The sequence below is a fragment of the Microcoleus sp. S1D4 genome (assembly GCF_036700765.1).
Lineage (GTDB): Bacteria > Cyanobacteriota > Cyanobacteriia > Cyanobacteriales > Microcoleaceae > Microcoleus.
Map to the genome: position 1 here is coordinate 89,151 of NZ_JAUBPP010000019.1, position 24,211 is coordinate 113,361.

The following is a 24,211-nucleotide window of genomic DNA, read 5'->3' on the forward strand; positions in this document are numbered from 1 at the left end:
CATTAGTCATTTTCGTTGAATTACGCATTACAAAAACGGTTTGATTGTTCGGAATGCGAGTTCGCATCAATCAGAGAACTCGCATTTTGAAGGATTAAACCGTTTTTATTATGGTTTAATTTGTCAATTGATTGTAAACAATTGGAATAGTAAAGTGAAATTCGCTTCCTCGGTCTTTTCCTGGGGAATCTGCCCAAATTTTACCGCCCCAGCCGGCGACAATCTGCTTGCAAATTGCCAATCCCAAACCGGTACCGCCGGCGCTGCGCCGCAATGCTCCTTCTTCTTGATAAAATCGATCGAACACTACTTTCAAGCTATTCGCCTCGATTCCCCGCCCCGTATCGGCGACCAGCACTTCCACCATCGCAGAACCGTTGCATTTGGCTCTGATGGTGACGCTTCCCTGCGGTGTGGTGAATTTGCAAGCGTTGTCTAGGAGTTTGGACAGCACCTCCACTAACCATTCGCCGTCTGCTAGCACTAATGGCAATTCTGCGGATACTTCGGTGATAATTTCCGGTAACTGTCGATCGAGTCCGCCGCGCGATCGCACGCTGCTGAGGGCCAAGTCCACACATTCTTGCAGCGTCAGCGATTCTACATTCCATTTAACTTGTCCGCTTTCTAGGTTAGAAAGAGTTAAAAAATCTTGGACAAGTTTACGCATTCGATCGGCATCTCCGAGGGCTGTTTCTAACATGATTGTTCGCAATTCTTGGGGCATATCTGGCTCGGAGTTCAAACTTTCCAGACATACTTGAATCGTCGATAGCGGAGTGCGGAGTTCGTGTCCGGTGATGGCTATGAGATTGCTGCGAGTGCGGTCTAATGCTTCTAATTGTTGGTTGAGTTCTTCTAAATTAGCGTAGGTTTCTGCTTGAATTAAGGCTGCTCCGAGCTGGGTGGCGATCGCCTCTACTAAAGCAATTTCGTCTTCTTCCCAAGGCGAAGTCGATCGGCACTGGTGCATTTCCACCATGCCCAAAACCCGCCCATGATAAAGCACCGGCACCATCAACCAAGAGACTATCTGCCAATTTTTGACAATTTTGCCCAAAGATTTTGTATTGACAATCAGCGGGTGTTCTGCTGTGTCTTGGATGTAAACTCGCTCTTGCCGCGCTACCGCGTCGCTCCATATTGGATTTTCCTGTAGCGGCCAAGTCTGATTTAATAGAGAACTAGCACCCAGGCGCAAAAACTCGCGATCGATTTTGACCGACACATCTGCGGCTTTGCAGCGATAAATCAAACAGCGGCTGGCTGACAAAGCTGTTCCCAGTTCTTGCACTGCGACTTCGACGATTTCTTGCGGGTTGAGAGACTGCCGCATTGCCGTTGTAATTAAGTTTATGAGGCGTTCTTTGCGTTCCTGGGCGGCGATCGCGCTGTATGCTTTCAGCAGTTTGTGCTGGCCTGATTGCAAATAGGTTACTAAGCGTTTGGTAAAAGCGTCGCTCAATTTGGGATTGGGAACTCTTGAGTTTTTTGGCGCGCTTTTTTCTGGTTTGGTGGCTTGGGAAGTCGCGGATTTCCTGTTTTTTTTGGTGTTTTTTCCCAGCTTGTAAGTTGTACGCGCTCGATCGATCTTTTCGGCCAATTCCGGGCGATATTTGACAATGCGATCGAGCAACAATTCGGCAGCTTTGCAGCTTACCTCCCTGTCGAACGTCCAAACTCCCTCAAATCTGCGACCTTGATCCATCAACAGCGGGCCGCGATCGTCCTGATTCTCGATCGGCACAATTTTTTCTTGACAAATCAGACAAGTTGAGTAGTGTTGCCCCAGCACCACTAAGTGCCACTCTTGACTTAATGTGTCCTCCGGTGCAAACGCCACAGTTTCGTAATGTTCCGAGGAATTTTTAAACTCAGTTTCCGGTACTGCTAGCACGTATACCTGAGAAGATAGAGCAGCAATTCGCCGATAGCGGTGAGCTTCCTGCAGGTAGAAGCGTTCTCGCTGAAAACTAGCAATCACTAGCGGTTCGTCGTCGGAGCCAGTCAAAACCAAGTCTTCCATCGCGTGAGACAGCGCTGTCATGGAAGATTTGAAATAAATTTGTGCCCGCAGTGGGGGCAAAGCTTGCAGAAGTTCTGCCAGTAGCGAAATAGGGACGATCATCTAGCTTTAAACGTGCATTTTTGCCGTTGACAAAACTGGAAAGGGATCGACCGTAAGTTGAGATCGATATTTTTCCAGTATCTCTCAAAAGTCGCTACAAATTGGCCGTTAGCGAGAAACTAACGGCCAATTATTTTTTTCAGTACCAGCGACTCTGAGTATAAATGCTGCGACTGCGATTAAATTAGCGTCGTTCGCCCCCTTCGTCGCTGCCGCCGGGAGATGATTTGTAGAGAGCATCTAATTGTTCGCGGGCATCTTGGACAGTCAGCGAACGCATCACTAACAGCGGCTCGTTGACAACGTTTCCGTATTCGTCTAACAGTTCTGGATGGGGTACAGCTTGAGAGCGAGGATAGGATGCGGAGCCATGATTTGCCCTGAATTGTTGGGGGCGCTGGGACTCCATACCTACCGTGACAAGACTGCGGATTAAGTTACCGACTGCCAGAAAGGCCAGAACAGTGAAAGCTAAAATATAAAGCAGGTGTAACATGATATTTTCCTCCCGGCTAAACAGCCGCACAGCAGTTTACAAACGTGTTTCAGCAAGTAATAACTTATTAACTGGAAATCTGTTGGAACTTTTCAAATCGGCCGCGACATTTCCTCTTGTTTGGGATTTAACAACAAGTTTAACTTGAACTCGCTTCCTTATTTTTCACGGGGAGCTGACTGCGACGAACGAAAGCGAGCCGATACTTGCCAGCATTCGGCGAGCAGTCTGTGCCACGGCATCAGTGCTGCGGTTTCAATTGCAACTTGACCTCCGGTTGCTTGAAATAGAGCTCTAGCGGCGCCTACTTCTTGCTGAGCCTGTTTGACTCGCGCCAGCAAGTCGGATTGATCCTCGCCGCTCAGAAAGGGAATTTCCTCAGTTTCTAAGAGAGTGGTCGATCGCTCGAACCAGTATTTAAAATCCTCTAACAGCGGTTCCAGTAGGGATTTGAGCAACTCTGATTCCGGCAAATTGGAATTAAGCATGAATAAAAATTGGGTTATCTACTTATTCTAACCTTAAACGTGCTTTACAATCTGTAACATATTATTAACAATAATTCAAGGATTTAAAAAAACTAGCAGGTGGGCGTGAATAAACTTAACCATACGAGCGGCGATTTTTGAGTCAAAATCCCCCAATTGTGGCAAATTATATCAATTCTGGTTGCACTCCTCATGACTGTTGAGTGTTGGCTGTTGACTGTTGAGTGTTGAGTGTTGACTGTTGGCTGTTGAGTGTTGACTGTTGACTGTTGACTGTTGATTCGATTTTATTATTCCGATGCAACCGGAAACGAGATTAGTTGGCCGCACGAGTTGTTAAAAACCAAGTTTTTTCGCGCAATACTTTCGTTACAGCCCGCACCCAAATTAAAAAACCCGGTTTCAATCGGGCAGCCTCCCCGAACAAACGCTGCAACCCTGACGGGCAGTTGCCGTAATTTCCAGGAATGTCCCCCAGCCGGAAGTCAGCGGTTGCAGTCCCATTCTGAGTAAGATAGAAGCAACTGCAACTCTCATTAATTGCTAAATTCAGCCGATGTCTAGCTCAGAATCCATGAACGCTCCAGAAGAGTCCGTTAAAATTCAGTTGCCCCGCACCAGCGAGTCGGAGCAACTAAAAAAAATTCGCCACACCACATCTCACGTTATGGCGATGGCGGTACAGAAGTTATTTCCCAAGGCTCAAGTAACAATCGGCCCTTGGATTGAAAACGGTTTCTATTACGATTTTGACAGCCCGGAACCTTTTACCGAAAAGGATCTCAAGGCAATTAAAAAAGAAATGATCAAAATCATCAACCGCAAATTACCTGTAACTCGCGAAGAAGTCAGCCGCGAGGAAGCCCAACGCAGAATTAAGGAGATTAATGAACCTTACAAATTAGAAATTTTGGCAGGTTTGATCGAACCGATTACTCTTTACCATTTGGGTGACGAATGGTGGGATTTGTGCGCTGGGCCCCATTTGGATAATACCAGTGAAATCAACGGAAGGGCGATCGAGCTAGAAAGTCTCGCCGGAGCATACTGGCGCGGCGACGAAACCAAAGCTCAGTTGCAGCGAATTTACGGCACAGCTTGGGAAACACCCGAACAGCTAGAAGCCTACAAGCACCGCAAAGAAGAAGCCCTAAGACGAGATCACCGTAAATTAGGCAAAGAATTAGGCTTATTTATTTTTGCCGATGCAGTTGGGCCAGGTTTGCCTTTGTGGACACCCAAAGGCACTATTTTGAGAAGTATTCTAGAAGATTACTTGAAACAAGAACAAATCAAGCGCGGCTACTTGCAAGTTGTGACACCCCACATCGCCAGAGTCGATTTGTTCAAAATTTCTGGACATTGGCAGAAATACAAAGAAGATATGTTTCCGCTGATGGCGGAGGATGCAGAAGCGGCAGCCAACGAACAGGGTTTTGTGATGAAACCGATGAACTGCCCTTTTCACATTCAAATTTATAAAAGCGAACTGCGTTCCTATCGCGAACTGCCGATGCGGTTAGCCGAATTCGGCACAGTTTACCGCTACGAACAATCGGGAGAATTGGGCGGTTTAACCAGAGTGCGCGGCTTTACGGTGGATGATTCCCACTTATTTGTCACGCCGGAACAGTTGGATGCTGAATTTTTGAGCGTGGTGGATTTGATTCTGTCAGTGTTCAAGAGTTTGCAACTGAAGAATTTTAAGGCGCGTTTGAGTTTCCGCGATCCAGAAAATTTAGAGAAATACATCGGTTCCGATGAAGCTTGGGAAAAGGCGCAAGGTGCAATCCGCCGCGCGGTGGAAACTTTGGGAATGAATTATTTTGAAGGAATCGGGGAAGCGGCTTTTTACGGCCCTAAACTAGATTTCATTTTCCAAGATGTCTTGGATAGAGAATGGCAATTAGGAACTGTTCAGGTAGATTACAATTTGCCAGAACGTTTTGATTTGGAATATGTCGCTGAAGACGGCACTCGCAAGCGTCCGGTGATGATTCACCGCGCTCCTTTCGGTTCTTTGGAGCGCTTGATCGGGATTTTAATCGAACAGTACGCGGGGGATTTTCCGCTGTGGTTAGCGCCGGTTCAGGTGCGGTTGTTGCCTGTGAGCGCGGAGTTTTTGCCGTTTGCGAAGGAAGTTGCGGCGAAGATGCAGGCGCTAAATATTCGCGCTGAAGCTGATGAGAATAGCGAGCGTTTGGGCAAGTTGATTCGCAATGCTGAGAAGGATAAAATTCCGGTGATGAGTGTTGTGGGTGCGAAGGAGGTTGAGTCTAATAGTTTGAATATTCGGACTCGTGCTTCTGGGGAGTTGGGGGCGATTTCGGTTGATGAAGTTATTGGGAGGTTGCAGAGGGCTATTAGCAGTTACGGCGATTTTTAGTTTTTTTTAACCGCAGATGAAGGCGGATTAACGCAGATGATAGTTTGATATTGTCTGCGTTTTTCTAATCTGTTTGCTAAAATGATAGTAATCAACGGGAGGTACGATTATGCCTAATCCTTTTCCGGGGATGAATCCCTATTTAGAACATCCTGACTTTTGGCCAGAAGTTCATCACTTGCTGATTAGTGCGATTAAAGAGTCACTAACTCCGCAATTACACCCAAAATACCGCGTCGCTATTGAAAAGCGAATTTATGAAATTCCAGGTGAAACTTCTCTATTGGTAGGGATTCCTGATGTCTCTATCCAACAGAAACGCTATCGAACAAATCCAGTATCATCTCATGTTGCTGTCGCTTCCCGAACTGTGGAACCTCTAAAAGTTAGAATCCCAGTGTCGGAAGAATTTCGGGAAGGATATTTAGAAGTAATCGACATGGCAACAAAGGAAGTTGTTACCGTTATTGAAGTGCTTTCACCTGCAAATAAACGCCGAGGGGAAGGTCGAGAAAAGTATGGCAGTAAGCGCAAGAAAATATTTGATAGCAGTACGCATTTAGTCGAAATAGACTTGTTGCGAGGTGGGGAACCTTTGCCAGTTTTGGGAGATTCCAATGAAAGCGACTGTCGTGTTTTAGTCAGTCGCAGCAATCAACGTCCGATCGCAGATTTATACTTATTCAACCTTCCCAATCCAATTCCTGCATTTCCCTTGCCTTTACGTCCAGAAGATGTAGAGCCTGTTTTGGATTTACAGGCGCTGATTAATCAAGTATACGATCGCGCGGGATATGATTTTGAAATCGATTATACCGCCGAACCCGTTCCTGCGCTGTCGGAAGCCGATGCTGCTTGGGCTGATGGTTTGTTGCGGGAGACTGGATTGAGAGGTTAATGTAGTGGAAAATTTCAACAATATATTACTATGCCTAATCCATTTCCGGGGATGAATCCCTATTTAGAAAGTCCTGACTTTTGGCGGGCGGTTCACAATCGGTTGATAGTGGCGATCGCAGATTTTTTGACTCCGCAACTGCTGCCTAAGTATTTAGTGGACATCGAACAAAGAATTTATCAAATCAGCGGGGAAGATGCTTTATTGGTCGGTATTCCCGATGTGGCCGTGCAGCGATCGCCAATTCCAGCAACTTCTAGCACTGGAAATGTTGCTGTCATGTCGCCGCCTGTGACGGCTGTGAGAGTGAGAGTGCCTACAACGGTGGAAGTTAGAGAAAGTTATTTGCAGGTAATAGAACAGGAAACTAAGAAAGTAGTTACAGTAATAGAAGTGCTTTCGCCGACTAACAAGCGCGGCAAAGGGCGGGAGATGTATGAGGAAAAACGGTATAAGGTGTTCGGAAGTCGATCGCACTTAGTGGAAATTGACTTGCTGCGAAGTTACCAACCTTTGCCTGTTTTTGGGAATGATATTGAGGGAAGTTATCGGATTTTGGTGAGTCGGGGAGATTGTCGCCCCGCGGCTGATTTGTATTTGTTTAATCTACCGGATGCAATTCCGGCTTTTCCTTTGCCTTTGCGCGGAGGCGATGTGGAACCAATTGTAGATTTACAAGCGTTATTAAATGGGGTTTACGATCGCGCCGCCTATGATTTTAGAATAGATTACACCGCCGCAGCCCTTCCCGCACTGTCGGAAGCCGATGCTGCTTGGGCGGATGCTTTGTTGCGGGAGAGGGAATTGAGGGGATGATAACAGTGGCTGGACGCATCAAAATCTTCATAAACCGGGTTTTTTGCGGTTTTTGCGGGCTGTAACGTGTCTTCTGAGCAAAAACCCGGTTTCAGGCTACCCCTTCACAAGTCCTAAGTAGTTAAATCAACAAAAGTTAAATCAATGCCTAATCCATTTCCGGGGATGAATCCTTATTTAGAAAGTCCTGATTTTTGGCCAGAAGTACATCACTTGCTGATTGGTATGATTCAGAAGTCATTGGTTCCGCAACTGGTGCCCAAATATCGAGTGGCGATTGAAAAGCGCATTTATGAACTCAAGGGAGAACAATCTCTGTTAGTCGGGATGCCTGCTGATATATCTATCCTGTGCAATCCCGTTTCCCGAAATCCAAGTACATCGAATGTAGCTGTCGCCACACGAACTACTGAACCTGTGAAAATAAGATTGGCGATGTCTGAGGAGGTGAGAGAAGGGTATTTGGAGGTGATAGATATGGCAACTAAGGAAGTTGTGACGGTGATTGAAGTTCTTTCACCTGCTAATAAACGTCCGGGAAAAGGGCGCGAAATGTATGAGGAAAAGCGGGATAAGATATTCGGAAGTCGCACTAATTTTGTGGAGATTGATTTGTTGCGGGGTTGGGAACCTCTCCCGGTTTTGGACAATGATATTGCAGCTCATTATCGGATTTTGGTGAGTCGGAGCAATCAAAGACCTAGGGCGGATTTATACGTTTTTAATCTACAGGATGCGATTCCTTGTTTTCCTTTGCCTTTGCGCGGCGGCGATGTGGAACCAATTGTAGATTTGCAGGCGCTGTTGAATACAGTGTACGATCGCGCCGCCTATGACATTACTCTCGATTATACGGCCCAGTTAATGCCCCCGCTGTCGGAAGCCGATGCTGTTTGGGCTGATTCTGGCGTTGCGGGAAACCAGCCTCCTGCCGTCTGAGACCTAAAAAATCCTACACAAAACGTTACATTTTTGTTACCATCGTGGCGAGTCTGTCTTCAGCAGCCCCTCTGTTAACCTTCTAAACTAACCGTTATGAGTCAACCTCCCTCCACAACTCCCGCCTCCGAAGAGCTCGCCGCCGAAACTCCGACAGCGCCGACAAACAATGCACCTCCACCGAGTTATGTCAAGCTGGCGATGCGGAATATGGTTCGCAAGCGCGCGACTTCTTTGTTTCATTTTGCTTTGACGGCGGCCGGACTTTTGGGCGTACTCGTCGGTTTGGCTTTTCTCGATCGCTATTTCAACTCTTAGAACACCGGGCGCTGGAAACCTCGTCGATACACACACTCACGCGCCTGTGCGGGTTCCATAGCGGGCCCTTTTGTCCGATCGCGCGATCGACCCGTTGCAATCTTCTACAGATTCCTGTAATCTGCCAGCTAAAAGCAAAAAGTCGATTAGCCTGCCCAATGTGAAATTGCCCAAAAATTGAATAAATTGCTTGACAAAAAATGCTGAAAATGCTAATTGAGGTGAACGTCGAAGACTGTTATGGGCTAGCCCGATCGTCCGCCGACGGTTCCAACCTCCCTGAAAGTGCAGCCAGCGGGGAAATTTCAACGGAAACTTGGGAAAATTGGTTTAGCGTTTGGCTGGAAAACCAAGAGGCGGATGTGCCATCCGCCCCAGGCTACGAAGTCAGCCTGCGTTTAACTGCCGATGCCGATATCCAAGCCCTCAACGCCCAGTACCGCCAGCTCGATCGACCGACGGATGTACTAGCTTTCGCAGCTTTAGAGGTAGACTGTCCTCAGCTAGAGGAAATGCAGTCCTCTGAACCCTTATACTTGGGTGATATCGTAATCTCGATCGATACGGCTCAGCGACAAGCCCAGCAGCAAGGACATCCGCTGAAAACCGAATTAGCTTGGCTCGCAGCCCACGGTTTTCTACACCTTTTGGGCTGGGATCACCCGGATGAGGAGAGTCTGACTCAAATGCTAGACAGACAAGAAACACTGCTACGGGCGATCGATATTGAGATCCAAACAGCATAGCTGAAGTTGATGGTTACTTAACCAATCACATCAAGCCCAACATAACTTTCTGAAATTACACCAAAACTTTAGTAAAAACTTAGGAAAGTTAACTAGACTTGATTAAGTAAATTTGAAAAGTCTAGCTTTCATTCATCTCTGTAACTTAAAGTTGGTTATTTATGACACTAGAGCGACCCTCTATTTCATCAAACATTGCACACATTGCGATCGTGCCTCAAGACTCTTCGAGTGCGACAGACAACGAACCGAAAAAAGCCTTGAAATACAAGCGAGAACTGTCCTGGAAAATTGCATCAAGCTTAGCTACGAGTTTTAGATACGCTTGGGGCGGGTTGAGTTATGCTTTTGAAACTCAGCGAAATTTTCGGATTCACACTTTTATAGGCACTTTGGCGATCGGACTAGGGCTATATCTGCAACTGAAACCTGTAGAAATATCTGTGATCGGCGTCACCATTGGTATAGTTTTAGCAATGGAACTTTTGAATACGGCGATCGAATCGGTGGTAGACTTAACGGTCGGGCAATCTTACCACGAACTAGCCAAAATTGCCAAAGACTGCGCTGCCGGAGCAGTTCTGGTATCGGCAATGGCGGCGGCGATAGTCGCTGGTGCACTTCTGCTTCCTCCGTTGTGGGAAGTGGTGCAAATTGCGATCGTCCGTCCGTAACTTATTGGGTAAGGCAAATCTTAGGTTTTAGATGACCAATTTGAGGTTTTTAGTTTTATTCGTACATATTGCAGCTATTTTTATCTTCGGCATCTATCTAAAATCTTCAAACTATTGCATTCAGGCAGCGACTCAATCTAAGATCTAAAATCTAAAACCTAAAATCCAACTTAACCCGTGATTATAGTCATCGATAACTACGACAGTTTTACCTACAATTTGGTACAGTATCTAGGAGAACTAGGTGCCGATTTGCCCGTAGCCAGCGAAGTTCAAGTCTATCGCAACGACCAAATCTCCTTAGCAGAAATTCGACAATTACAGCCAGCAGCCGTAGTGATTTCTCCAGGCCCGGGGCGGCCGGAAGATGCGGGAATTTCTCTAGAATTAATCAAAGAATTGGGGCCGACTCTGCCAATTTTGGGCGTGTGTCTCGGACATCAAAGTATCGGTCAAGTATTCGGCGGCAAAATTGTTTCTGCACCAGTGTTGATGCACGGCAAAACTTCTCAGGTAGAACACGCCGGAGTAGGAGTTTTTGTGGGAGTGGAATCGCCGATGGTTGCAACTCGCTATCACAGTTTGGTAATTGAAAAGCAGAGTTGCCCAGAGGTTTTGGAAATTACGGCTTGGGTTGAAGATGGCACGATTATGGGCGTGCGCCATCGGGAATATCCCCACATTGAAGGGGTGCAGTTTCACCCGGAAAGTATTTTGACTGCTTCGGGAAAGCAGTTATTGCGAAATTTCTTAGAAAGACTGTAAGAAGCAAGTACGTCCGCTTCTTTTGTAACGGATGTAAGGGATGGGAGGAAGCAGGAAGAAATCGCTGCGGTTGGCGCGTGCGATCCATATTGTAGTGCTGTCAGGGCGATCGCACACAATATAAATCTAAAACCTAAAATCGAAAATCGAAAATCGACTCACTGTGTTTTGTGGTATAACAACAGACGACCAACACCCGACAACCGCAACCACAAGATGAAACGGCGACAATTAATACGTTACGCACAGACGGGTTTGCTAGCCGCTATAGCAACTGGTTTACCATCTGGATGGGAAAGCTATCAAGCTCAAACTGCTGATTCTTTATCGGTTCAGTGGTTGGGCCACACTTGCTTTTTGTTCGCCGGTGGCGGTGCGAGGGTGCTGGTGAATCCTTTTCGCCCCCTGGGCTGTACGGCTGGCTATCGTTCTCCCAAAGTACCCACTGATTTGATTCTGATTAGCAGCAGATTGCTCGATGAAGGGGCGGTGGACGGATTTTCGGGCAATCCCGGCCTTTTGTACGAGCCTGGGGCTTATCGATCGAACGGGCTGAGGATTCAAGGGATTCGCACGGAAAAAGACCGGGAGGGCGGAAGGCGATTTGGGATCAATGTGGCTTGGCTCTGGCAGCAAGCCGGTATTAAGATTTTACACTTGGGTGGAGTTGCTGGCGCGATCGGCATTGAAGAACAAATCTTAATCGGGCGGCCGGATTTGGTGCTGATTCCCGTGGGCGGAGGGCCGAAATCTTACACTCCGGCGGAAGCCAAGCAAACTTTGCAAATTCTCAAACCAAAGATGGTGATTCCCACGCATTACAAAACCCAAGCCGCCGATGCAGCAGCGTGCGATTTGGTGCCACTAGATGACTTCTTGGCGCTGATGGATGGTACGCCGGTGCGCCGATTGAATAATGACACGATTTCGATTAAACCTGCTGACTTGCCCCAAACCGGTTCGGTGATTGAGGTTTTGAGTTACCGATTTAGCGGTTGACGCTTTTTCCGTAAGTTTGCGTTATATTAAGGAAGTTTTGGTGCGATCGACAATTCCAGCTCATTTTATCTCTACCTTAGCCTTTCCCAACCTGATCTTTTGAGGAAATTTGGCTAACATAAGAATTCACGTTCACTGTTTTATTGTCATAAGGAAATACAAGCGTAATGAAAAATCAAAATGTACCTAGCTGGATGAAACAACTCACAGGTTTTGCAGGAGTAATCGGCGCTAGCGCGTTGATTGGTTTCCCGGCTTGGGCTCACATCAACTCCAACACCAATGTGAAGAATGCAACTCCAACTCAACAAGTTGCAGAAAACATGAAACCAATGGCTTCACCGACACCAATGGCCGCCACTAAGGATATTGTCGCTATTGCATCTGGTGACGCTCAATTCAAGACATTGACAAAGGCTTTGGGAGCAGCAGGTTTGGTGACAACTCTCAAAGGAAAAGGCCCTTTCACTGTTTTTGCACCGACAGACGCGGCTTTTGCTGCTTTGCCAAAAGGAACTTTGGAAAATTTGCTGAAACCAGCTAACAAAGCCAAACTTACTAAGATTTTAACTTACCACGTTGTTTCTGGTGCGGTTTTATCTACTAGCCTGAAGTCCGGTGAGGTTAAAACTGTTGAAGGTATGCCTGTGAAAGTGGTAGTTGCTCCCGGCAAAGTTACTGTCGGCGGCGCTAATGTTGTGAAAGCTGATATCAAAGCTAGCAACGGCGTTATTCACGTAATTGACAAGGTTTTGATGCCGCCCGATGGGATGTAGGATTAGCATTTTTTGTATCCTAATGTAACTGAATTTGAGGGAACGGGCAATTAATCTCCCGCGATACCATCTTATATCGATCTAAAATTGGTTCGTAGTGCAGAATTTAGTCCCCTATAAAAATGCGGAATAAAGTCCGCACTACGAACCGTTTATGCGTGTTAATGAGTAGCGGCAGGTACTGGCAAAAATGGCTGCCAACCTTGACCGCGATAGCTAAAATCGAAGATTTCGGGATGGATAATTTCTGCTAAAATTTCTAAAGAATCCACTAATCTCGGCCCTGGCCGGTTAAAGTAAGCATTGCCGTCAGTTATGTAAACTTTCCCGGTTTTGACTGCTTGCAAATCTTGCCATTCTGTGTATTGAGCGATCGCCATTGCTTCGGTGCAAGTGCGATTTAAATCAAAGCCGCAAGGCATAAAAATAATCACATCGGGATTAGCTTCAACCAGGGATTCCCATTGTAACCAGGGGGAATGTTCCCCGACAATGCCAAACAGCGAATCGCCTCCAGCCATTGCTACTAATTCGGGAATCCAATTTCCCGCAGCCATCAAAGGTTCAATCCATTCGATGCAGGCTACTGTGGGTTTAACGGTTAATGTTTCGGTTTTTAAGATAATAGCATCGATGCGGGATTGCAAAAGTGCGATCGTACTTTGAGCATCGACACCCAAAGCAGCAGCAACTCGCCCAATATCAGTCCAGATTTCTGCTAGCAAATTTGGCTGCAAAGAAATAATTTCCGGCTGGCTATTTACCAGCGTGCTGACTGCTTGTTCAACCTCTGTCAGAGAACAAGCACAAACTTCACATTGAGCTTGAGTAATGATGTGAGTTGGCTGCAATTTTTCTAAAGTATCTATTTCTACTTTATAGACGCTGAGCGCATTTTGCAACAATTCTGTGACGCGGTTGTGAATTTCGCTGCTAGTTCCTTCGGGATTGAATTTAGGCTGAGTGCAAACAGGTAAATTCTGGATTTCTGCGGGATAGTCGCATTCGTGGGAACGGCCGACAATGGCATCGGTTAATCCTAAAGCTGCTACAATTTCGGTGGCACTGGGAATTAGAGAGACTATTCTTAGTTGATTCATGAGGAAGTTATTAGTTATTGGTTATTGGTTATTGGTTATTGGTTATTGGTTATTGTTATTGGTTATTTGTTATTAGTTATTGGTTGTTAGTTATTGGTTATTGGTCATATCGTTTCCGATAGCGTCGGAATTATATCTTTTAATCATTGATAGTGCGAGAGTCCCCGCTCGCTATCGACTTCGCGAGCGGGGACTCTCGCACTATAGCCTTTCTCAAAAAAGTGAGGTATGCCCTATGCCCTATGCCCTATGCACTATGCCCTATGCCCTATGCCCTATTCCCTATGCCCTATTCCCGACAGTACCTCATCTTTCGCTTGAAAGGCTATATAGCAATCCTAAATCATTATCACGTGCGGCGAACATAAATGTGATTTCCCCAAAATCCATCTGTAGGGACACGGCAGTGCCGTGTCCGGGAGACGGCAGTGCCGTGTCCCTACAACAATCATTTAGGATTGCTATATATCATCCCAATGCTACCGGATTTGATGTCATTAGCAAGAAGGAAGAAGGAAGTTAGTAGGGCGAAGTACACCGCACTTTGCTGCTATAAATAGCGCGTAAAACCACATTTTGGGTATTCCTAATAATTGTTAAATTTTCAACTGTTTGAGGAATTGCAAATCTTGCCACGCTTGGATGAGATTGCCTTGCATTAGAGCGGCTAAACCGTTTAAAACTCTAATTTCTGGCAGGTTGGGGTTGAGGGCAAGAGCGGGTTTTAAGGCTTTTTGAGCGGCTTGGGGATGCCATCCGTAAAGCTGGACGAAGGCGAGATAAGCATAAGCATAAGGGTTTTGAGAATCGAGTTTGGTAACTTTTTCTAAGGCTGCGATCGCACTTTTGACATTTTGCTGCAATACCCGAGAAAATGCCAAAGCATAAGCGAATTCTAGATTGTTAGGTTCTTGCTTCAACCTATATTCTAGTGCTTGTTCCGCTTGCACTGTATAATCTTGAGTTGGATCGTACTGATTAATGCGTCCAATCTGCTCGAATATGGGTTCTAAACTGGTTAATCCTTTCGGTAAATTAACTGCCATCGCCCGCAATTGAGTCACCAAATCTAACTCCGGCTTATCCTCGTTACCGGGAAGAGTCGGGACTATTTTCAACTTTTGATCGTTTTTGTTCCCCGGAATGGTTTGGGAAGGCATATTTATCGGTTCGGCATCGATTTGAATTGTTACCGATGGCACCTTGAGCGGATAAGTTTCGCCGGTTTTTCGGTTCAGATAAGTAGCTTGCAGGTTGTAACTTCCCGGTGCAATATTAGCAGGAGTTAGCATCGCCGTGCGATCGACAACTCGAAACCCTACAGCAAATTTATCTGCTTCCAGAATTCCCGGATGCAAAGTTCCCTGGGCGATCGCGCGATCGTGTAAAATCCTTAAAGCTTGTCCCGACTCTAGGATATCACTAGCTAGCCGATGTTTCCACGTTACCAACACTAAACCAGACTGCAACTGCTGCCAAGGCCCAGACCAAATATAAGTAACCGGCAGTGCGACTCCGGGAATCGCTTTTCCCGTAACAGTAACTTGCTCTAATTGTACTTGCGATCGCGCTTCATTCAACGGCTGTATTTCAACAGGCTGCCGTCGCTTGCGGTAAAGATTTAGATTAGTATTGTCAGGCAAAAACCAAGCTTTTTCTAACTGAAAATCTTCACCTTTTTCAATTGTATCTACCGCAGCATTTTGAGCTTTTTTAATTTTTTCTCGAATCGAACCTTGCGGGCCTGTTTTTGTGACAAACCAAGAAAGCGATCGCACATCTTGCGGCACTTCTTTTAAATTAGTTCCCACCTGCCGCCCGTATACCTGAAAATTCGCCAAAGCACCGTAATAATTCAAGTTGTGCTGATTAATTTCCGGCGTGGAAGGCAACACACCTAAAGTAGATTGCAAATAAGGTTCCGCAGCAATAATTTCTGCAATAACCTCTCGGTGCGGCCACTCTTTCCCCAAGTAAGGATAGCTAGAATTACCGGGGCTAACAAGTTGAACTAAGCTATGTCCAAAAGCACCGCCCAGCGGCCACATATGCAGCAGCATCGTCAAAGTTGCTAAACCAATTGTTCCCCAGCCAATTTGTCGCCCCCAACGCGGAGGCCACAGTGTTAAACAGTAGGCTAAAAAAATAGATAATACTGGCAAATAAGGTATCACATATCTGTCGTCTTTGTTGATATTTAAAGAATTAATTAAATAAGCTCCTACCCAAAAAACAGCCAGCCACCGACAGGAGTTGAGGTGAAAGATTGACGAACTATTTTGCCTGCGGAGCCAATAAAGTATCAATCCAACTAAGGGAATCAGTAACAAAGGCCAAGAAAGCTGTTCGGGTAAGTGCTGAATGTAGTAAATCCAAGCGTCGATCGTATTGAGGGCTGGATCTCCTTCGGCGATCGCAGAATCCAGCGTTGCCCGTTTTCCCCCGGTCAAAATTAACAGCCAATTGGTTTTTGCCCAGGGCCCAAACACTGCCACCGACAGCAACAAAGCACCAGCTAATTGACCTAATCTTCCCCAAGCTTTTTGCCGCACAGCACCAGCAGCCAACCACACAATCGGGGCAAACAGAAATAATACAGTAGTGTGTTTAACTAATATTGATAAGCCTAGAGAAATACCAAAGGCGATCGTCCAAAAGAAAGACGATGGAGAAAGGCGTAAATGCGGAAAATCTTCCGGCTTGCTGCTTGCTGCTTCCTGCTTCCACATTGTCAAACAATAGAAAGCCAAAGTAATCGCAGCAGCGAGGGGATAGTCGAGCAAAAATTGCAAGCGGAACCGATAAAGTCCCGGTAACAAAACGCAAATTGCAGCGGCCCACAAACCGACTTGTCTGTTGAATAATTTGACGCCCAGACTGTAGACTGAGGCGAGGAGAATTGCACTAAATAGTAAATGAACGAGGGTTGCCCGATCGCCCCCAGCATCGAAAACATTAAAAAACGGTACCGTTAAGATGTACGTTAAGGGTGGAATTTTTGTCGAAAGCAGCCAGAAGTTTGTCCACCAATCCCCCGAAAACCACTGAGGATGCTGCAGCGCCTGCCAGTAATTCAGCGTGCTCGTGAGGTATTCTGCCTGATCCCACGCGGGTACAGAGCGATCGAAGGCAAACCAGAGGCGATCGCTAATTGCCCCCAACAGCCAAATTGTCCCCAAGACAAGCAGACTGTTGCCCCCGCTAGCCCGATGTTGCTGTGCCATTGCGATTTTTGGATTTTAGGTTGCAGCTTTTAGCTTACAGGCGGGCGGTTCCGGGCGAGCTAAAAATTAGTTGAGAAAAGTGCTTGCTAAATTGTGTATGTGTCTGCTAGGATAGTAAAGCGCGAAAAAACAAGCCGGGATAGCTCAGTTGGTAGAGCAGTGGACTGAAAATCCACGTGTCACGAGTTCAAGTCTCGTTCCTGGCATAGCTTTCTAAAACATACATTTACGGTATCTAGGATTTTAACTCAATCCTAGATTTGTTGTTTCCACTCATTGTTCGCTGAGCTCGTCTTCAGTGTAGCCAAAAAAAGAGGGAGCATCTGGGGCTTTGTAAAAAGCATTTTTTTATTTTAAATAAATTCATCTAACTAAACCTATGAGGGCGATCGCTCAAAGGCCTGCTTTGTATCTATTTTTGCTTCTTCCTCCTGCATCCTGCCTTTTTCCAAATGACCAAATGACCAAATGACTGTTGACTGTTGACTGTTGACTGTTAACTGTTGACTGTTAACAAAGAACCAATAACAAATAACCAATAACAAATAACCAATAACAAAGAACCAATAACAAAGAACCAATAACCAATAACAAAGAACCAATAACCAATAACCAATAACCAATAATTAATTGCAAAGCCGATCGAAAACTTGGCTGTCATCCGGGATCTCACCAATATGCCGCTGATTGTGGCACTCTGGCAAGACAACAGCTAACCTATGGGATTTGAAATTTGGGGTTTTTGATTAAAAAATGGGGAATGACTGATTGTGTATGGGTTTGCAGCTTGCAAGCGAGTTGCATTATTTCGGGAAATTGGTATAGCCAGTGGCGCGACTGAGAAAAAAATTAGGACGAACACGCCAAAAAGCTCTATCTTAATAGTTATAACTTGGCTCTAGGAGGACTCGATCGGTGTACCGCCGCTCTTACAACTTCAGCTATGTCGCAGCTATAAGTATTGTTTTATCTCCCGCACTCAGCCTGCTGGCAATCTCAGACGCTGCGGCCTTTGCCCCTATTATAAATGCAAGGCGGGTTCAAGAAAGCGATCGCGCCCAGGTAACTGAACCCAAAACGCAAGCAGACACACTCTTTGAAACAGGAGTAAAACAGCACCGCGAGGGTTTGTTTATCGAAGCAATCCAGACTTTTGAACAAGTTTTGGCAATTCGCAAGCAACAAAATGACAAACCCGAAATCGGCAGAATCCTCAACCGCCTGGGAGAAGTTTATGGCGAAATGGGTTCAAAGTCGAAAGCTTTGGAAGTTCTGCGACAAGCTTTAGTCATTCACCGAGAAATAGGCGATGCGCGCCGCCTTGCTCAAACCCTCAATCTCATGGGTTTCATCAACCGGATTTCCAACAAATTTCCCGAAGCGCTGAAACAGCACGAAGAAGCGTTGGAACTTGCCAAAACTGTCAACGACCAAGTTGAAATCGGAGAAGCACTCCATAACATTGCGGCCGTGTACGCAGAACAGGCAGAATATGCTAAGGCGATCGAATTTTACCAGCAAGCGCGAGTCATTCGCACCCAACAGAGCGATCGACGAGATTTAGGCCGTACCCTCAACAATATGGGCGGCGTTTACTACAACATCGGCGATTTTGACAGAGCGATGGAATTTTACCACCAAGCTTTAGCAATTCGCCGGGAAATCGGAGATAGGGCTGGCGTGGGCCGCCTCCTCAACAACATGGCACTTACCTGTCGCAAACAGGGTAAAGATACTCAAGCGCTGATCTATTTTCAGCAAGCGATACCGATGTTGGAAGCAATCGGTGACAAGACAAGTATCGGAAGGTTGCTCAACAATATGGGCGAGATTTATGAAAGTCTCGGTCAATCTGCTAAAGCTCTCGAATCCTACGAGGAAGCTTTGAAAATTGCCCGCGAAAAAAACGATAAATTTGGAGAAAGTGGGGCGATGGAGGGAATTAAGCGATTATCTTCCGGTCGGCTCGTACCCCAATAATGACCAAAAAAGGTTTCAGGAACGCTAGAATTTTGATTAATATCTGGCTCTAAAGATAGAAACAATTTCTCGATGGTTTCGTCGGTTTGCTCGATCGCCCCACAATCAATCTCAGCTATGGAGATCCGCCCCGAAAAACCCGAGAATGCGGCAGCTAGACTAATACCATTATCATAAATTTCCAGTGACCAGATACCAGCCTAACTCCCAACCTAGGATAGAAATTTCCCAAAGTCACGGCTTGCTAGCTGCGGATTTGATCCGAGTAGCTCGATCGGCCTATGGTATGTATCTGAAAGTGCATTCCGAGCAGATGCAGCGTCCTGCAGGTGTAGTTGTTAGTCTAGGTAGCAATCGAGGTCAGCTAATTTTTGCTTCGCAGCCGGTTTTGTTGCCCGGTGAACGTTTTGTTACTTTTGACGAAATTGAATCTCAAATGTATTAGTTAGTTGTTATTAGTTAGTTGTTATTAGTTGTTGGTTGTTGGTTGTTGGTTGTTGGTTGTTGGTTGTTGGTTGTTAGTTGTTGGTTATTAGTTGTTGGTTATTAGTTGTTAGTTGTTAGTCATCGGTCATTAGTCATCAGTCATGCCAACTCGGATTTTGCTATTATTATAGCGGTTCTCACAAAAGTGAGGTATGCCCGGTTTGGCCGGTTTGGCCTATCCCGGATAGTACCTCCTATGAGAGCACAGAAAGGCTATACCTTTATCTTCTGACTCTTCTCTTCGCGCTCTTCGCGTCTTCGCGGTTCAATCATCAAGGGGGTAAACAATACGGATTTGGGATACTTGGGAAATTGGTCATCAGTAATTAGTAAGTAGTAAGCAGTCATCAGTTATTTGTTATTGTTAGTTGCTACTAATGCCAGATACCATAAAAAACAACCAACAACCAACAACAACCAACAACAACCAACAACAACTAACAACTAACAACTAACAACTAACAACTAACAACTAACAACTAACAACTAACAACTAACAACTAACAACTAACAAATAACAACTTAATGGAAATTATTTTTAATGTCCTTGTCACCGCGATCGTCTTGGTTGTCGGCTCGGCGATCGGCAGCTTCTTGAATGTGGTAGTCTATCGGTTGCCTGCGGGTTTGTCGGTGATACACCCTCCCTCTCGCTGTCCCAAATGTTTAAATCAACTCAGAACTTACGAAAATATACCCGTGTTCGGTTGGCTGTGGCTGCGGGGACGCTGCAATCACTGTCGCAGTCAGATTTCTGCCCGCTATCCGCTGGTAGAAGCAGCTACGGGTTTGCTGTTTTTGCTCATTTTTTGGCGGTTTGGGATAACAGTAAAAACTCTGGGGTTGTGGGCTTTTTTTAGCTGGCTATTGGCTTTGTCTTTGATTGACTGCGATACAATGACTTTGCCCAATTCTTTAACTCGATCGGGCTTGGTGCTCGGATTGGTTTTTCAAGTGGCCAAAGGTTGGTGGCCGACTTTTAGTCCGATCGACTCGGTACACTATCTGGTACTAGACGGTATTCTGGGAGCAGTTGTCGGGTTGTGGCTGTTTGATGCGATCGGACTTGCAGGTTCGATCGGCTTCGGGCAGACTGCTATGGGGATGGGAGATACCAAATTGGCAGCTTTGATGGGGGCTTGGCTGGGCTGGAAATACTTGCTGTTAGCGGGATTTATCGCCTGTTTCGCTGGAGCTTTTGTCGGCGGCGGGGCGATCGCCCTCCGATTGCTCGATCGGCGTCAACCCATGCCTTTCGGCCCGTTTCTGGCCCTCGGTGCAGCAATTACTGCTCTGTGGGGCGAAGTGATCTTATCTACTTACTTGCAGTTATTTTTCCCGAATTTTACTTTCTGATATGTCGGTACTCCGGCGCGATCGAACATAACATTGTCTCAATAATTGGTAAAATTGTTCCGTGTCTTGGATTACACTTACAACTACTAGCTTTCGCTGGGAAGCGGAATTAATGCAGCAGATCCTAGCTGCTCATCAAATCCCAGCTCGCATCGTTGACTTGGGCGTAGCATCTTATTTAGGAGCTGGAAGTGCTACAGCTTTGCAAGTTCTTCCAGAAGACCAGCGGACTGCATCGCTCCTCATCAGTCCCATTGAAGAGGAACCCGAATCTAACAGTCAACAGTCAACAGTCAACAATTAACAGTCAACAGTCAACAGTTAACAATTACCAAGTTTTAATGTCTCTATTTGATTGGTTTGCAAATCGAAGAAAATCTGTACCGAACTCTCAAGAACGGCCGGAACGGGAAATTGCCGACGGGCTTTGGAATAAGTGCGAGGCTTGCGACGCGCTGAGTTATACCAAAGACCTGCGAGCAAATCAAATGGTTTGCTTGGAATGCGGGCATCATATCAGAGTTTACAGCGACGATCGCATTGAACAGTTGATCGACCCCAATACCTGGATGCCCCTTGACGAAGGTCTCCACGCCACCGATCCCCTAAAATTTCGCGATCGCAAAAAATATAGCGATCGGCTGCGAGAATTTCAAGAAAAAACAGGCCACCTAGACGCGGTACAAACAGGCATTGGTCAACTCGAAAATTTGCCCGTCGCCCTCGGAGTCATGGAATTTCAGTTCATCGGCGGCAGCATGGGCTCAGTGGTCGGAGAAAAACTGACCCGCCTCATCGAACACGCCACGCGGGAACGTTTACCTGCGATCGTGGTCTGCTCCTCTGGCGGCGCAAGAATGCAGGAAGGAATGCTCAGCCTGATGCAAATGGCCAAGATTTCCGGGGCTCTGGAGCGCCACCGGGAAGCGAGACTGCTTTACATCCCAATTTTGACCCACCCGACCACAGGCGGTGTCACAGCCAGTTTTGCCATGTTGGGAGACATTATAATTGCAGAGCCAAAAGCTACTGTAGCCTTTACGGGCGGTCGGGTAATCGAGCAAACTCTGCGGGAAAAGCTGCCGGAAAATTATCAAACTTCCGAATATTCCTTCGCCCACGGTTTTGTAGACTTAATCGTACCCCGGACTCAATTAAAAAAAACTCTCGCTCAACTGATCGCTCTCCACCAGCCCCAGCCTTTCTTGGCAAAATCGGAATTTCCAGCCCTCGATGTCGGCGAGGGCCACCACGCTTTACCCGCACCTACTCACGCTCTCAAGCTTTCTCCCTAAGCTAAGCTGTAGCGCCCAATGACTTATTGTCGTCAAGAGATCGAAATTTTAGAAAAGAGTTCAAGCCCCAGATTGCATCTGTGGAGTAAATCTCAAATCTCAAATCTCAAATCTCAAATCGACTGATTGTCTGTTGGTGAGCCCGCCCAAGACCCAAATCTCAGAGGAATTGCCAAAAAACCCTGGTTTCTTGGCAAAACATCAAGTTTGGTGGCGAGAAATTCAGCCAAATACCGGGTTTTGAGCCCCGCGCGCTCAAGTCCTATTGATAATAAACACCCGGCAATGGGATGATATTAGTTGGAAGTTGATGGGCTATGAAGTTTGAGTGAGCAAAAATGCTTAGTGGTAGTTAGTGGTTAGTGAGCTGGCGATCGAACAAAATCTCAGAACAAACTAACAGATTGGGAGCTAACACCACTTTGTTAAATTGTCCAGCTTTCTGTCAATAGCCGTCAACTCAATTTTGACCAGTCAGCGACCTAAAAATTATGGGTTTTGCAGACCTATCTATCGCAGAAATAGCAGAAGACTTCGACGTCCCTGTTGAAGACGTGCTCCGCTTGTGCGACGAGTTGGAAATTGCCTACAAGCATCCTCAAACCCGTTTGGCTTTGGAAGATGTTAAGGCAATTATGTCCGCTCTCGAAAAAAGGCGCGACTCAAAAGGGATTCCAGATTAGATAGCAAAATTCCTCTACCTCGACGTTGGGGTACGGCTGCACAAATTTTTGCCAATTGTCGCAGCAGGAAGGAATTTTCAAGATCAATCTGTTTGCCGCCTACGCTCTTTTAGCGTTCAATAATTTGTCGGATTTTTTTAAGGAGAACCATGCTTAAAAGATATTTCATTGCTCTGACCGCTGTATTCTTGACATTTCAGTTATTTGTCAGCAGCGCGATGGCTATCGAACTGAGTCCGGAACTTCGCACTGTGACTTTAAATGACAAGGGCGCTCCGGTGGTGCTGAACCTCAAACAAGTTCAGCAAGGCAAACGCTTGTTTAACTCAGCCTGCGCTCAATGTCACGCTGGGGGAATGACAAAAACTGACCAGAACGTCAATTTGAGTCCCAAAACTCTGGCTTTGGCCAACCCACCCCGCAACAATATTGAGTCGCTGGTGGACTTTATGAAAAATCCCACCACTTATGACGGCTTTGAGGAGATTTCCGAGCTGCATCCGAGCATGAAGAGTGCGGATATTTTTGCAGAGATGAGAAATCTCTCAGAAGAGGATTTGTACGCGATTGCCGGTCACATTCTGTTGCAGCCCAAAATAATTGGCGAGCAGTGGGCTGGCGGTAAAGGCGCTCGTTAATTGATGTTAAATTTTAGATTTTGGATTTTGGATTGGGACAGGGCTGGGATTTGGCAAGCATTGCTGGCCGGTCGTTTTTCGCTCTAAAATCCGAAATCTAAAATTTACCAAAAAATTGGGTCTAAAGCCCCGTCCTTATAGGACGGCTTTTTATTCTTGGTCGTGATAATATTGTAATGTGGCTAGGGTATTCAACCACATTAAAAACCCAGTCGCCTGAAGGCAACGCACCTTGAAAACTGAAGTTATGGGCGATCGCGCAGAAAAGCTGGCGCGGGTAAAAACTTCGAGCAACAAGTACCAGAGAAACCAGTATTTTGGGTTTTGAATTGTACCGTGGGGCACACGGGAACAAGACTCTGCAATGAGTCGAAAGCTTGAGGACAGAACCATCTTGCGGTAAGTACAGGAAGCTGTACTTATTAAGTGGACTGAATGATACAAGAATCTCTGCCCTTCTAGGGCCCAGAGTTGTCAATTGTTACTCATTGATATCGCAAAAGGTTGTAGTGCGTCATGCAGCGTCCTGGTGTTTTTGTCTGCTTTTTGTTGGGAATTTTAATTATTTTGCCGCTGTTGCTGCTGGCACCTCAACCAGCCTTGGCTGCTTCTGATGCTTACGTGACTCGTTATTTGAAAGTCACCGAACCTGTGGCATTGGAATTGGACGCACAGGGAAACACTCGGTTATTTTCGGCTGAGGATTTGTCCTCCGGTAAGCGGTTGTTTGAGCAAAGCTGCCTCAACTGTCATGTTGGGGGAACAACTTTGCCGGATCCGACTGTATCTTTGTCTTTGACTGCTCTGGAGGGGGCAACGCCTCCGCGCACCAGCATCAATAGCTTGGTGGCGTATCTGAGAGAACCCATGACTTATGACGGTAGTGAGGAAACTTTTTGGTGCCGCCAAGTGCCGGAAAGCTGGATGCAGCAGGATGAGATTGAAAATTTGGCTGCTTTTGTGCTCCGGGCTGCTCAGAAGGCTCCGGGCTGGGGCGTGGATAATCTGGAGAGTTGAACG

General features: G+C 46.3%; 24 protein-coding genes and 1 tRNA gene. 19 read left to right on the plus strand and 6 right to left on the minus strand.

The window, feature by feature from the left end; genetic code table 11:
• Positions 1-115: 115 nt before the first annotated feature.
• From QT998_RS19615 to QT998_RS19625, 3 genes are all read right to left on the minus strand, one after another.
• Positions 116-2,128, minus strand: a complete 2,013-nt coding sequence (locus QT998_RS19615; protein WP_333117156.1) for a DICT sensory domain-containing protein — start codon at positions 2,126-2,128, stop codon at positions 116-118.
• Between the two features lie 184 nt (positions 2,129-2,312).
• Complete coding sequence (locus tag QT998_RS19620; protein WP_194012206.1) at positions 2,313-2,624, minus strand: DUF2973 domain-containing protein; 312 nt, start codon at positions 2,622-2,624, stop codon at positions 2,313-2,315.
• 158 nt (positions 2,625-2,782) lie between these two features.
• The gene (locus QT998_RS19625; RefSeq protein WP_194065611.1) at positions 2,783-3,112 is read right to left on the minus strand and encodes a DUF2605 domain-containing protein; all 330 of its coding nucleotides are present in this window, start codon (positions 3,110-3,112) and stop codon (positions 2,783-2,785) included.
• 556 nt (positions 3,113-3,668) lie between these two features.
• On the opposite strand from QT998_RS19625, the gene thrS reads away from it, so the two are divergent.
• From thrS to QT998_RS19675, 10 genes are all read left to right on the plus strand, one after another.
• Positions 3,669-5,498, plus strand: a complete 1,830-nt coding sequence (thrS, locus tag QT998_RS19630; protein ID WP_333117158.1) for a threonine--tRNA ligase — start codon at positions 3,669-3,671, stop codon at positions 5,496-5,498.
• Between the two features lie 109 nt (positions 5,499-5,607).
• The gene (locus tag QT998_RS19635; RefSeq protein WP_333092367.1) at positions 5,608-6,396 is read left to right on the plus strand and encodes a DUF4058 family protein; all 789 of its coding nucleotides are present in this window, start codon (positions 5,608-5,610) and stop codon (positions 6,394-6,396) included.
• Between the two features lie 30 nt (positions 6,397-6,426).
• On the plus strand, positions 6,427-7,212 hold the full coding sequence (locus tag QT998_RS19640; protein ID WP_333117159.1) for a DUF4058 family protein: 786 nt from the start codon (positions 6,427-6,429) through the stop codon (positions 7,210-7,212).
• Positions 7,213-7,356: 144 nt separating this feature from the next.
• Entirely contained in the window at positions 7,357-8,151 is a 795-nt protein-coding gene (locus QT998_RS19645) for a DUF4058 family protein (protein WP_333117160.1), read from the plus strand.
• 96 nt (positions 8,152-8,247) lie between these two features.
• Positions 8,248-8,469 (plus strand): DUF3285 domain-containing protein, encoded by a 222-nt coding sequence (locus tag QT998_RS19650; protein WP_194012213.1) that lies wholly within the window; start codon positions 8,248-8,250, stop codon positions 8,467-8,469.
• A 209-nt stretch (positions 8,470-8,678) separates the two neighbouring features.
• Entirely contained in the window at positions 8,679-9,215 is a 537-nt protein-coding gene (gene ybeY / locus QT998_RS19655) for an rRNA maturation RNase YbeY (protein WP_333092380.1), read from the plus strand.
• 161 nt (positions 9,216-9,376) lie between these two features.
• Complete coding sequence (locus QT998_RS19660; protein ID WP_333092370.1) at positions 9,377-9,889, plus strand: diacylglycerol kinase family protein; 513 nt, start codon at positions 9,377-9,379, stop codon at positions 9,887-9,889.
• Between the two features lie 177 nt (positions 9,890-10,066).
• The gene (locus QT998_RS19665; RefSeq protein ID WP_333117162.1) at positions 10,067-10,654 is read left to right on the plus strand and encodes an anthranilate synthase component II; all 588 of its coding nucleotides are present in this window, start codon (positions 10,067-10,069) and stop codon (positions 10,652-10,654) included.
• A 216-nt stretch (positions 10,655-10,870) separates the two neighbouring features.
• A complete protein-coding gene (locus QT998_RS19670) occupies positions 10,871-11,653 on the plus strand; it encodes an MBL fold metallo-hydrolase (RefSeq protein ID WP_333092371.1) in 783 nt (260 codons plus the stop codon).
• Positions 11,654-11,820: 167 nt separating this feature from the next.
• Complete coding sequence (locus tag QT998_RS19675; RefSeq protein WP_333092372.1) at positions 11,821-12,429, plus strand: fasciclin domain-containing protein; 609 nt, start codon at positions 11,821-11,823, stop codon at positions 12,427-12,429.
• A gap of 161 nt (positions 12,430-12,590) precedes the next feature.
• On the opposite strand, the gene QT998_RS19680 is transcribed toward QT998_RS19675, so the two are convergent.
• Together QT998_RS19680 and QT998_RS19685 are read right to left on the minus strand one after the other, a co-directional pair.
• Entirely contained in the window at positions 12,591-13,529 is a 939-nt protein-coding gene (locus QT998_RS19680) for a cobalamin-binding protein (protein ID WP_333117164.1), read from the minus strand.
• A gap of 596 nt (positions 13,530-14,125) precedes the next feature.
• Complete coding sequence (locus tag QT998_RS19685) at positions 14,126-16,753, minus strand: phospholipid carrier-dependent glycosyltransferase (RefSeq protein ID WP_333117165.1); 2,628 nt, start codon at positions 16,751-16,753, stop codon at positions 14,126-14,128.
• 133 nt (positions 16,754-16,886) lie between these two features.
• Here QT998_RS19685 and QT998_RS19690 point away from each other — a divergent pair.
• Positions 16,887-16,959: transfer RNA gene (locus QT998_RS19690), tRNA-Phe, on the plus strand.
• A 171-nt stretch (positions 16,960-17,130) separates the two neighbouring features.
• Here QT998_RS19690 and QT998_RS27560 read toward each other — a convergent pair.
• Positions 17,131-17,376, minus strand: a complete 246-nt coding sequence (locus QT998_RS27560) for a hypothetical protein (protein WP_442921987.1) — start codon at positions 17,374-17,376, stop codon at positions 17,131-17,133.
• Between the two features lie 292 nt (positions 17,377-17,668).
• Here QT998_RS27560 and QT998_RS19695 point away from each other — a divergent pair, with 292 nt between their 5' ends.
• The 8 genes from QT998_RS19695 to psbV2 all read left to right on the plus strand — a co-directional run bounded on the left by QT998_RS19695 (position 17,669) and on the right by psbV2 (position 24,208).
• Positions 17,669-18,733 carry a tetratricopeptide repeat protein gene (locus tag QT998_RS19695; protein WP_333093618.1) on the plus strand — a complete coding sequence of 355 codons (1,065 nt, stop codon included), beginning with the start codon at positions 17,669-17,671 and terminating at the stop codon, positions 18,731-18,733.
• A 184-nt stretch (positions 18,734-18,917) separates the two neighbouring features.
• The gene (locus QT998_RS19700) at positions 18,918-19,178 is read left to right on the plus strand and encodes a hypothetical protein (protein ID WP_333117167.1); all 261 of its coding nucleotides are present in this window, start codon (positions 18,918-18,920) and stop codon (positions 19,176-19,178) included.
• 566 nt (positions 19,179-19,744) lie between these two features.
• Positions 19,745-20,575, plus strand: a complete 831-nt coding sequence (locus QT998_RS19705) for a prepilin peptidase (RefSeq protein WP_333117171.1) — start codon at positions 19,745-19,747, stop codon at positions 20,573-20,575.
• A gap of 61 nt (positions 20,576-20,636) precedes the next feature.
• Entirely contained in the window at positions 20,637-20,879 is a 243-nt protein-coding gene (locus tag QT998_RS19710; protein WP_194011668.1) for a hypothetical protein, read from the plus strand.
• 37 nt (positions 20,880-20,916) lie between these two features.
• Entirely contained in the window at positions 20,917-21,870 is a 954-nt protein-coding gene (gene accD / locus QT998_RS19715; RefSeq protein WP_333093455.1) for an acetyl-CoA carboxylase, carboxyltransferase subunit beta, read from the plus strand.
• Positions 21,871-22,361: 491 nt separating this feature from the next.
• Positions 22,362-22,553: a translation initiation factor IF-2 gene (locus QT998_RS19720; RefSeq protein WP_194011670.1), complete on the plus strand. Its 192-nt coding sequence runs from the start codon at positions 22,362-22,364 to the stop codon at positions 22,551-22,553.
• A gap of 149 nt (positions 22,554-22,702) precedes the next feature.
• The gene (psbV, locus tag QT998_RS19725; RefSeq protein ID WP_333093456.1) at positions 22,703-23,191 is read left to right on the plus strand and encodes a photosystem II cytochrome c-550; all 489 of its coding nucleotides are present in this window, start codon (positions 22,703-22,705) and stop codon (positions 23,189-23,191) included.
• A 516-nt stretch (positions 23,192-23,707) separates the two neighbouring features.
• Positions 23,708-24,208: a photosystem II cytochrome PsbV2 gene (psbV2, locus tag QT998_RS19730; protein ID WP_333093457.1), complete on the plus strand. Its 501-nt coding sequence runs from the start codon at positions 23,708-23,710 to the stop codon at positions 24,206-24,208.
• The last annotated feature ends 3 nt before the right edge of the window (positions 24,209-24,211 follow it).